Genomic DNA, 11,251 nt, shown 5'->3' on the forward strand with positions numbered 1-11,251 from the left:
GGTCTTCAGTATTTCCCGCCAAGGGAATGGATGAGAGGTTCTAAAGACCTCTCATCCTCAATTTCAATTAACAGCAGGGCAGAGTTTGTTTGAATATCCAGGTTTTCATCGCTCAGGCCCCGTATAAGGGGTTCTACGGAGTCTTTCCCATCTTCAATCAGGGCCTTTGAGGCGCAGTTTCTTACTTTTTTGCTATCATCGCTCAAAGCCCGGACAAGAGTTTCCCTTGCTTTTTCATTCTCTATTTTTCCAAGGGCAGAAGCAGCACAGGCCCGAACTTCTTCACTTTTATCATCCATCGCCAGGCTAAGAGCTTCTGTTGCTTTTGCACTGCCTACTTCTCCAAGCGCTTCTGCAGCAGCACATCGGACTTCCTCTTTTTCATCTTCCAGTGCCTGGCTAAGTCCTTCAAGGGCACCGTTTTCTCCTATCCTTCCAAGAGCCCAGGCTGCAGAGCTCCTGACAGCTTCATTTTCATCATTTAATGCTTGCAGTAAAGCTTCTACTGCTTTCTCATCCCCAATTTCTCCCAGAGCCAGGGCTGCACAACTTCTCACTTCCGGATCTTCATCGGATAAGCTCTGGAGAAGAGGCTCTACAGCTTTCCCATCTCCTATTTCTCCCAGAGCCAGGGCTGCACAGCTCCTCACGTATCCATCTTTTTCATTGAGGGCCTGGCTCAGGGGTTCCACCGTCCTCCTGTCTCTTATTTTCCCAAGAGCAATTGCACTGCATCCTTTCACTCTATCATAATCGTCCATTTTCAGGGCAAGGGTCAGGGGCTCCACGGCTCTTTTGCTTTCGATTTCTCCCAGAGCAAAAGCAGCACAGGCTCTGATTTCGTTGCAATCTTTGTGCAACACTTCAATAAGGGCTCCTGTAGCGCCTTCCTCTTCTATTTCTCCAAGTACGAGGACTGCACTGACTCTCACGTAGCCATTTTCATGCTTCAGAGCCAGCAAAAGATTTTCTCCGGCTTTTTCGTCCCTGATATCCACTCCCGTAATCTTAGCATATTTTTCCAAATCTTGCTCCTCGGCTTCCAGAACCTCAATAAGGTCTTTTGCCTCCGGATCTTCGATTTCTTCCAGGGCTTCTACGAGCCCTTCCCGGAGTTCCAGGTCTTTTGATTCCACTGCTTTCAGGGGGACTTCTTCCCGGTTTTCATCAACTGCCATTCTGGCAAAGACAGAGCCTGTCACCATTTCACAGGTATTTTCATTGAATGATTCAGAGCTCATCTCCGTTTCATCGGTATTTTCATGGAATAGTTCAATAAGTGCTGGAATTGCTCTTTCGTCTCCTATATCAACAAGAGAAAACGCAGCATATTTTCTAACATTTTTATCTTCACTCTCGAGGGCTTCTATCAAAGCAGGGACTGCAGGCTCCCCGAGTTCTCCAAGAGCCCAGGCGCCGCTCATCCTGACGTCTTCACTTTTATCCGATAGGGTTCGGACCAGAGGTTCCGCTGCCCTTTCATCTCCAATTTGCCCGAGAGCCCAGGCTGCAGTACAGCGTACGTATTCATCGTTATCTGAAAGGGCTTCCATCAGGAATTCAACTGCCGGGTTTCCTATTTCAACAAGTATGTCGCCGGCATACCACCTGACATCTTTATTTTTATCTTTCAACGCAATTACAAGCGGTTCTGCACTCCGGTCTCCTGTTTCCACAAGTGTCTCCATTACAAGTTCTCTTACATCCTCATCTGGATCTTTTAACTGCTGGATAAGGGCTTCTATCGCTTTTTCTCCTCCTATTTTCCCGAGAGCTTCTACAGCAAAGCCTCTTACATCCGCATCTTCGTCGGAAAGGACTTTTATTAGGGCTTCTTCGGCTCTTTCGTCTCCTATTTCCCCCAGAGACATGGCTGCAGTGCAGCGCAGGTCCCTGTCTTCATCGGAAAGAGCCTTAATGAGGGCTTCTGTTGCTTCTTCTTCCCGGGCTTCCCCGAGAGACTCAGCAGCTCTCCTTCTCACTTCCCTGTCTTCGTCACCCAATGCCTGTATAAAGACTTCTGTTGCTTCTTTGCTCTCAATCTCTCCAAGGGCTTCAACAGCGCGTATTCTGACTTTTCTATCTTCATCGGAGAGAGCCCGTATCAAAACCTCTTCTACCTTCTTATTTTTGAAGTTCCCGAGAGCTCCTGCAGCGCTTGCCCTGACTTCACGGCTGTCATCTTCGAGAGCCTGGCAGAGGGCTTCAACAATTTTTTCGTCTTCCACGGTCCCTGAAACAAGGTTTTGTTCCCAGCTTTCTCCTGTTGAAAGAGGAGGTTTTTTTTTCTTGATTTCCCCGAGAGCCCAGGCTGCATTGGAACGTACCAGACGATCTTCATCTGAAAGGGCTTCTAAGAGTTCCTTTTTTGCCTTTTCATTTCCGGATTTTCCCAGTGCAAGGGCCGCATTGCTTCTGACTTCCGGGTTTTTGTCCTTTAAAAGTCTGAAAAGGGCTTTTTCTGCCTTCGGACCGCCGAGGTTTCCCAGAGCTAGGGCTGCCTCAGATCTTGCTTTTGGGGTCCCGGAGTCCAGGGTGCCTATTAGAGGACCAATAGCCTCTTCTCCCATTTCTTCCAGGGCAAGCCTTGCTTCCTTCCTATCATATGCGTCGTCGTCTCCCAATGCTTGGATCAGAGACTCTGTTGCCTTTTGATTTTCAGATTCAAAAACATCGGATGCCGGATTATCGGGGTTTTCCTTGCCACCTTCGACCAGAGCGCCGGCAATTCCTGCGGTCAGCAGCATGACCAGTAGAATTACGATTTTTGGCATTGAGTGATTCATAAAGTGTCACCCATTTTTCCTGTTAGTGGGACCAGCTTAATTTTTAATGCAATTTTCAAATAGCAGGGATGATCATCTTTTTCCCTTTATGTTCCAGAACATCCACGTGTATTCCGTATGCTTCTTTTATTTTTTCAGGAGTCATTACCGCTTCAGGTGCTCCCGAAACTACTATATTCTCTACCGAAAAGGTAGTTTCTACCTCTTTTTCGGGTGAAGCTTTGTAGCTATATTCTCCGGAGCCGGAAAATTTCCCTTTTCCTGTGGCTTCCAGTTTTCTCAGCAAAATGATTTCATCCGAAAACAAAAGGGCATGGTTGGGCTCATGCAGGGTCATAAGCACGGTAATGTTCCTGGTCCTGGAAAGGTTGATGATGGTTTTCAGGACATGTATCTGGTTTTTCAGGTCAAGGAAAGAGGTTGGCTCGTCAAGCAGAAGAAAGTCCGGTTCCTGTGCAAGGGCTTTTGCAATCATAACCAGTTGCCTTTCTCCCCCGCTTATCTGGGTATAGGGTTTATGAGCAAAATGTGCTATTCCCATGAATTCCAGGACCCTGTGGGCTTTTTCAATATCTTCTTTTCCGGGTGTTGAAAACATGGAGATATAGGGCATCCGGCCTGTGAGCACAACGTCCAGCACGGAGAAGGGAAAAGAAGATTTGTGCAGCTGGGATACGTGACCTAAAATCTTTGCAAGTTCTCGGTCTGCTATCTCTTCCAGATTTCGGCTGTCGATGTAGACGGTTCCTTCATTCTGCCTGAGAAAGCCGTTTATGATCTTCAGGAGGGTTGTCTTGCCACAGCCATTAGGGCCTACCAGGGTAACTACCGACCCTTTTTTTATTGAAAAGTTGATCCTGTTCAATACAAGTTCCTTTTCATAGCTCAAGCTTATGTCCTGTATGGAGATGCCGCCTTTTTCCTGGAAAACATTTTCAGTCATTCCCAGCCTCCTGCTTTCGTGCTTCTCAGAAGATAGAGGAAAAAGGGTGCCCCAAGGAGAGTAGTAATGATTCCCACCGGAATTTCAAAGCTGAATGCAGATCTTGCCACGTCGTCTACCAGGACCAGGAAGGTTGCTCCAAAAGTTATTGACAGGGGTATGAGTTTCTTATGGTCCGGTCCGAAAATCATTCTCAGCATGTGGGGGACAATCAGGCCTGCAAGCCCTATGATGCCTGCAACAGCCACAGCTGCCGACGCGGCAAGGGATGAAGCTATTATAAATATTGCTTTGTACCGCTCGACGTTCATTCCCACGGCTTTTGCCTCCTCTTCCCCCAGGGCAAGGACGTTGAGTTTCCAGCGCAAAAGAAAGATGACCAGGCAGCCGACTGCAACAAGCGGGAATGAGTCAAAAAACTTGGACCAGCAGGAGGTGTTCAGGCAGCCCATATTCCAGTAGACGATGCTCTGCAGGGCTTTTTCATCAACCGTAAACTGAATTATGGCAAGCAGCGCTCCGAAAATGGATGACGTAATCACTCCTGCGAGCACAAGGGCTACAGTTGAAGTCTGCCTTCCGGTCCGGGCCATTGTGTAGGAAAATCCGAGTGCTACAAGGCTGAATACAAAAGCGCCTACCTGGACAGGGATTTCCGGGATAATGGCTATGGAAAGTGCTGCCCCGAAAGCAGCTCCCGAAGAGAGCCCGAGGATGTAAGGACTTACGAGGGGGTTTCTGAAAATACCCTGAAATGTGGCTCCTGATGTTGAAAGTGCTGCTCCTACCATCATGGCAAGGAGAACTCTCGGGAACCGGATATTGAAGATGACCGTATCATAAACCGACGGATAGCTATATTCATATGCTGTAAAATGGGCCAGAATCACCCTGATTATTTCCGTGGGGCTTAATGGATAGGTCCCGAGAAACATCGAGAAGAAGAACACAGGTACCGGAAGGAGTAAAAAGACTAAAAATGCCAGATTTCTCCATTCTAAAAAGGAGGGGATTTCCGGCCTCCAGGCCGGGTACCCATGATTTTTTTCAGTTTCCGATAGCGTCATGCTCGATCATGTCCCTGATGCAGGTTCGAAGCCCGGATAGTGGACTTCGTATACGTCAACGTAGAACTGGTCAGTTTCTTCCGTGAGGTTCAGGTCTGCGAACCTGTCCGGGTGAAGGTCCTTTGCGATGTGTATCATTGCAAGGGGCAGCCTCGGGGAGTGGAAGTCGTATACGAAGGGGTCCGAGATCTCGTACACTCTTCCGTTTTTGACCGCCTCTATTTCCTGCCAGTCTGCAAAGTTCACGTCATCAATGGTCCTGCCTTCAATGATGTCTTCCGGATCAATCTTTTCATTGTACCACATGTATATGACATCAGGATTCAGTTCCAGGAGGGTCTCGAGGTTCAGTTTCGGGTGTTCTATATTCTCAGTACTTTCTTCCCAGTTATTCAGGACGTTTACTCCGCCTGCCCTTTCCATCAGGTCAGTTGCGGTACTTCCCAGGCCGGCAGTACCGTAGATGTCTCCCCACATCCAGTACACGGTGGGCTTCTCTTCGGCAGGAAGAGAGCCTGTCACATCAGTTACCTTTTCCATGTTTTCATCCATGATCGTGAGGACTTCTGCTCCATGCTCTTCTTTGCCTATGAGCTTGCTGAAGGTCTCCATCTGTCTTTGCAGGTCATCCAGGCTGTCAATAAATACCCCGTAGACCGGCACACCGAGGGTCTCTTCTTTTGACCTTATGGCACTTTCATCCCAGTCTGCTATCCAGAGGAATACGAGTTCAGGGTTCACGCTTGCTATGGTTTCGTCGGTAGGCTGGGTACTTCCTTCAGAAAGCCTTTTTTTGTCGTAGTTCGGGTCAATTGCCCTGAAGAATGGGGCTTTCTCCTCTTCCCACCAGACAGCGCCGATTCCTACAATGTTGTCGGCTCCTCCAACAGCGTACATGGAGTTCATGGCGTTTTCGACCAGGAACACTGCCCTTTCACAGGGGTACGGCACGGTGATTTCCCTACCATTATCATCGGTTACAGTTATTTCAGCCGATTCGTACCCCGGATAATGAACCCCGTACACATCCACGAAAAAGTCATCCGTTTCTTCAGCAAGGTCCAGGTCTTCGTATTTCTCCGGTTGAAGGTCCTTTGCAATATGCATAAGGGTGAGGGGCAGCCTCGGGGAATGGAAGTCGTACACGAAGGGGTCGGAGATCTCGTATACTCTCCCGTTCTGTACTGCTGAGAGTTCCTGCCAATCTTCAAAGTTCACGGGGTTTCCGCCGACGGTGACAGTCTCTCCCGAGAGGATGTCTTCAGGGTCAAGGTTTTCGTTGTACCATATGTATATGACTTCGGGATCAAGCGTGAGCAGGGTCTCGAGGTTCAGGAGGGGGTGTTCCACGTACTTTGTCTCGTTATTCCACTGGTCCAGGACATTTACGCCTCCTCCCATTTCAATAAGGTCGTTGGCCGTGCTATCCACGCCTGCAGTGCCGTAGATATCTCCCCACATCCAGTACACAGTGGGTTTCTCGACGGGGAGAAGCGGGTCAGTTACGTCAGTGACCTTTTCGATGTTATCTTCCATGATTTCAACTACTTCCTCTCCTCTTTCTTCTTCGCCGATTATTTTTCCGAAGACTTCCATCTGCCTTTTGAGGTCTTCCAGGCTGTCAATAAAGGCTCCGTAGACTGGCACGCCAAGGCTTTCTTCGATTGCCTTTGTGTTGGCATCTTCAGGGTCCGCTGACCAGAGCACCACAAGCTCCGGGTCTGCAACTGCCAGGGCTTCAAGGTCTACCATTCCCTCGTTCCGGGAGATCCGGACCATGTCGTCAAAGTCCGGGTCCACTGCCTTGAAGAAAGGAGCTTTCAGGTCTTCTTTCCAGATTCCTCCGATCCCGACAATATTATCAGCACCACCCACGGCGTACATTGAGTTCATAGCATTTTCAACCAGAAACACTGTTCTTTCACAGGGGTAGGGAACCGTTATCTCTCTGCCCCTGTCATCAGTAACCGTTATTGTTACTGTATCGGGTTCACTACTCTTTTTTTCGGAAGAACTTCCACCGCTTCCGGAACTACCGGCAGAAATGACCTTCTTTTCCACAGGAGCGGTTTGTTCAGGGGTTTCTTCACGCACTTCTCTAACTTCTTTTGGAACTATCCTTTTACTCTTATCCTTATCGTCTTCCTTTTCATTGACCGGATTAGCCTTTTCTGTAATCTGGTCAGCATCTGCATTTCCTTCATCTGCTGAATTATCCACACAGCCGCTTAAAACGACTGAGACCATGAATATGATAGTTATGAAGAGAACTTTTATTTTCATGTTCATCATTTCACCTTTTTTGCTGCTTGTGAATATGATCCCTTTTCCGCAGCTCTATTTATTATCTTTTTTACAAAAAATAATAATTAATAATATCTAAAATTAATTAGGTAATATTAATTTGTAAAATAAAAAAAATAAACCTAATTAAATGTTACTTTTTTAGAAAAAAATAATAATTTAACTTACTTAAGCTTGTTGCAATTTCTTAAAATAAATAAATTTATATGCTGTTTCAGATCCTACCGTCTGTTTCTATCGCCCGCGCTTATTTTTTCAGCATTTTTCCCGATCATTACCATGTCTTGCATTTTTCAAATAAGTGCATAATTTTTCATGCTGCTTACCGGTTATAAGGTTCATAAAAAACGGTTTTTTTTCTTTCGAACCATGTTCACTTCTCCAGAGAAGTGAATTTCCCTCAGGTTTTTTCCATTCTCTCCTGAATTTTTCTTGCAATTACCATCCTCATTGGGAGGTTAGCTCCCATGGAAATATCAAGAACCTGTTCCCCGGAAAGCCCCACTTTGTTGAAGAGCTCGAAAAGCGCGGCATTGGTCATGAGGTGCAACCGCCTGTGTCCCGTGATTTTTTCTCTGAGGTCGAGGGTGAGGGTGGGAAGAGGAGAGGTCTCGGAATTGTCCAGGATGAAAAGCTGGGTAATAAAAAGTCCTCCCGGCTTCAGGGCTTCGGCAACTTTCTGGTAGAGGATTTTTGCTTCTTCGGGACCTCCTTCCAGGGAAAGGGCTTCAAAGACAATGTCATATCCGTTCCCGAAGTCCTCATGTAGATAGTCGCCGGAGAGAACTTTGACCCTTTCCTGGACGCCGTATTTTTCGACATACTGCCGGGTGAGTTCGGTGATTTCAGGCCGGTCATACACAAAAGCCTCCAGATCGGAGTTTTCCTGAGCAAAGCCAATGGCAAAAAGTCCGTGTCCTCCCCCAAGATCGATCAGGCTTCTGGCTTTTTTAAACTCGGGGAGGTCAGAAACCAGTTTGAGGGTTTTTTGAAGTCTCCCGTGCATGCAGTCCCTTGCAGTCCATTCAAGCGAATCCTGGGTATAGGCGAATTTTTCTTTTTCCGGGTTTGAAAGGGGCTCCTCTACAAGCGCTTCTGTCAGGTTCATCCAGATTTTGCGCTCTCTTACGGCAGATTTCAGATAACGCGAGAAATAGGGTTCGCTTTCAACAAGAAAGGGTACAAGTTCAGGGGCTGTCTGGTAGTGTTCGCCTTTTTTACAAAGCAGGTTCATCGCCGTCAGTACGTCCATGAAGCGGACTGTAATTTCCGAATTAAGCCCCATTTCCCTCATAAGAGCTTCTGAAGTCATTGGCTTTTCCAGTTTTGTAAATATACCCAGTTCAAATGCGGTAAACAGGACCTGAGCTCTTTCGAACCCCATCGCAATTTCCCGGAGAAATTCTTCCATGTATTTGACCGGCGGGTTAAGGTCAATTAGTCTGGTCATGTTTATTACTATTTTTATTCAATAATTTAACATTTTGTCATAACTTATTGTTTTTAGATAGCATTTATTTATACACACATGATTAAGTTTTTTTCGAAATCTTTATCAATATGAGTAACTTTCTCTCTACTTATTAATAACAAATTAAAAATAAATAATACTAATTATGATTTCTATTCATAATTGTGGTATATATGGAGAATATATGATTAAAAAATATAATCTCATAAGATATTTTTGCATTTTGATTTTTATATGCCTGCTTATATCTCCTTCGGCGGGAAAAGAGCTCGGTGTCCAGAGGACTTTTTCAACCGAGTCCCCTTCCGCCGGTTCGGAGTTTACCGTGACGTTGAGGATTAGCGGGCTTGAAGCAGGCGGTATAGTTGAAAAAGTTCCAGAGGGTTTTACCTTCGTAAGGACTGATTACCCTGAAAACCATGTGTATCTTTCAGGAAATGAAATTGTTTTTGCGGTTGTGGATTCAGAAACAATTCGTTATCGTGTAGAAGCTCCTTCTTCGGGAAGCGGAATTTTTGAAGGGTCCTGGGAAGATTTTTTAACCGAAAGTCATGGGGAAATCAATGATTCTTCGGTTTCGGTCGGATCAAAATCTGGAAAAAGTGCAGGTGCGAGTATTGTCATTCCTGTAGAGGAGCAAAAGCCTTTGGGAAGCCAGGAAGCTGAACACGATGCGATCTCTGATATCGGAAAAAGTCAAAACGTTGAAAATTCCGAAATCGCTTCCCGCCTCAGGAGTGGAGATACGAAAGGCCTGCCTGAAAAAGAAAGTTCGGAGGCTCAGGAAGCAGGACAGGATGCTGAAAAAAGCCCTGTAGGGGTTCTTCATCTGGCTGTAAGTTTCCTTGGTGCTACGTGCATAGCGCTAACAAATAAAAAGGGGGAGACTCAATGAATACATTTAATAGAGCCTTTTTTGCTGCATCTGTACTATCCGTACTCATCCTTCTTTTCGGAGTTTCAGGTCCGGCTTTTGCGCAGAGTTTTGTTCCTGCGGATGGAAACGGAGACACTCTGGTTTCGGAAGAAGAACTTGTAGAGGCAATTTTAGCCTACATGGAAGCCGAATACCTTGATGAGGATGTGTCCCATCTCCAAAAAACTGAACTGAAAGTAGCGGCTCACAACTGCCTGCACGTTCCCTTCGGAAAGGTTGTAATTCCTGTGGAATCCGAGCCAATGTCCGGGAACGTCTTAAACGGTGGAGGAGCTCCTACCAGTTCTGTCATGTATGAGGGGCTTATCACCCGGGACAGCAGAGAGAACTGTTATGACTGCTGGCTTGCAGGGGACTGGGAAATGTCCGAAGATGCAAATGTCTGGACTTTTCATATGGCGGATGGAGCGTGCTGGCATGACGGGGTTCCCGTAAGCTCGGAAGATGTAAAGTTTACCCATGACTACATAAAGGGAAAGAAACTTTGGCTTTCTTCTCAGCTTTCAAGAGTGGATCATGTGGAATGCCCGGATGATTCGACTGCAGTTTTTTACCTTTCAAGTGCATATGCTCTCTTTTCGGACAGCCTTTCCCATTGCCCTGGCGTTCCAATTATACCCAAACACATCTGGGAAAATATAGATTCCCCGACAGGCTACGTGGATGAAGAATTCGTCGGCTCCGGGCCTTTCAAATTCAAAAACAGGGTTCCTGGCTACTTTGAAATGGAGGCAAACACGGGATATCACGGAAATATTCCTTATACCGAAAATGTGATTTTTAAGGTATTCAAGAACAAGGATTCCGAAGTCGTAGCTCTTCAATCTGGAGAAATCGATGTTGTCGGAGATATCCTGCCTGCAGTTGCCAGAGGACTGGAGGGTAGCGAGGATATCAAGGTCTATGCCGTTGAGGATACCCGGGGTTACGAGCTTGGATTCAATGTAAATACCTATCCTGCGAGTATTCCGGAATTTAGAAAGGCAATTGCTCATTCCGTTGACAGGGAAAATATCTGCAGTATCGTTTTCAGCGGACATGCAAGGTCAACTGAAACAACTTTCCTTATGCCTTCTTCAGCCCATGATTTCGTAAATCCCGATGCCCGGGGATGTGAGTATAACTTGGGTAAAGCAAGAGAACTGCTTGCTGAGGCAGGTTTTGAAGATATTGATGGAGATGGGATTTTGGAAGATGCCGATGGAGAGGATCTTTCAGTAACAATCCTTGCAGGTAATTCTCTGGCAGAAACAAACCTTGCTACCGTTTTGAAGCAGGAATGGGAGGATGAACTGGGTATGGTCGTCAATGTCCAGATAAAGTCCGACCAGTGGCAAAAAGAAGTCCATGAAAATCCAATGTTTACTGTTGCAATGCCGTACCTCATGCATGATGATGCCGACGATCTGTGCCATTTCGGTTCTGGTTCCTTTTTCGGGAAGGCAAACTGGTATGATTACAGTAATCCGGAATATGACCAGCTCGTTGAAGATATCCGAAATACGCCGGACAGGGAGGAAAGAAAACAGATCGGGTATGAAATGCAGGAAATCCTCGAAGAAGACGTCCCCACTGTTCCAATTTGCAGTGCCAATACCCTGATAGCATACCGTACTGACCGCTTTGCAGGTTGGGAAGATGTCGCTCCTATGTACTGGAATGTTGTGGACATAAAACTCCTATCGAACATAAAACCCGTGTCTCCAGATGTTGAGGAACGAGAATGAGCTTAATTTGGAATTT

Annotated in this window: 8 protein-coding genes; 2 read left to right on the forward strand and 6 right to left on the reverse strand. The window is 46.4% G+C overall.

The genetic code is table 11. The annotated features are described in order from the left end of the window. Positions 1–5: 5 nt before the first annotated feature. From MSMTP_RS00260 to MSMTP_RS00280, 6 genes are all read right to left on the reverse strand, one after another. Positions 6–2,786, reverse strand: a complete 2,781-nt coding sequence (locus MSMTP_RS00260) for a HEAT repeat domain-containing protein (RefSeq protein WP_082090435.1) — start codon at positions 2,784–2,786, stop codon at positions 6–8. Between the two features lie 55 nt (positions 2,787–2,841). Beyond that, positions 2,842–3,729, reverse strand: coding sequence for an ABC transporter ATP-binding protein (locus MSMTP_RS00265; protein ID WP_048177009.1), 888 nt, complete (start codon positions 3,727–3,729; stop codon positions 2,842–2,844). Further along, positions 3,726–4,796: an iron ABC transporter permease gene (locus MSMTP_RS00270; RefSeq protein ID WP_048177011.1), complete on the reverse strand. Its 1,071-nt coding sequence runs from the start codon at positions 4,794–4,796 to the stop codon at positions 3,726–3,728. Before MSMTP_RS00270 ends, MSMTP_RS00265 begins: the two co-directional genes overlap by 4 nt. Positions 4,797–4,802: 6 nt before the next feature. Beyond that, complete coding sequence (locus tag MSMTP_RS18225; RefSeq protein WP_156153615.1) at positions 4,803–7,079, reverse strand: ABC transporter substrate-binding protein; 2,277 nt, start codon at positions 7,077–7,079, stop codon at positions 4,803–4,805. Between the two features lie 276 nt (positions 7,080–7,355). Next, positions 7,356–7,538, reverse strand: coding sequence for a hypothetical protein (locus MSMTP_RS18770; RefSeq protein WP_156153616.1), 183 nt, complete (start codon positions 7,536–7,538; stop codon positions 7,356–7,358). Then, complete coding sequence (locus tag MSMTP_RS00280) at positions 7,501–8,550, reverse strand: class I SAM-dependent methyltransferase (protein ID WP_082090438.1); 1,050 nt, start codon at positions 8,548–8,550, stop codon at positions 7,501–7,503. Before MSMTP_RS00280 ends, MSMTP_RS18770 begins: the two co-directional genes overlap by 38 nt. Before the next feature lie 244 nt (positions 8,551–8,794). Between MSMTP_RS00280 and MSMTP_RS17760 the strand changes: the two genes are divergently transcribed. Together MSMTP_RS17760 and MSMTP_RS00290 are read left to right on the forward strand one after the other, a co-directional pair. Further along, positions 8,795–9,466 (forward strand): hypothetical protein, encoded by a 672-nt coding sequence (locus MSMTP_RS17760; RefSeq protein ID WP_156153617.1) that lies wholly within the window; start codon positions 8,795–8,797, stop codon positions 9,464–9,466. Beyond that, positions 9,463–11,235, forward strand: a complete 1,773-nt coding sequence (locus tag MSMTP_RS00290) for an ABC transporter substrate-binding protein (protein ID WP_048177015.1) — start codon at positions 9,463–9,465, stop codon at positions 11,233–11,235. Before MSMTP_RS17760 ends, MSMTP_RS00290 begins: the two co-directional genes overlap by 4 nt. Positions 11,236–11,251 lie beyond the last annotated feature (16 nt).

This window comes from Methanosarcina sp. MTP4, from assembly GCF_000970045.1.
Classification (GTDB): Archaea; Halobacteriota; Methanosarcinia; order Methanosarcinales; family Methanosarcinaceae; genus MTP4.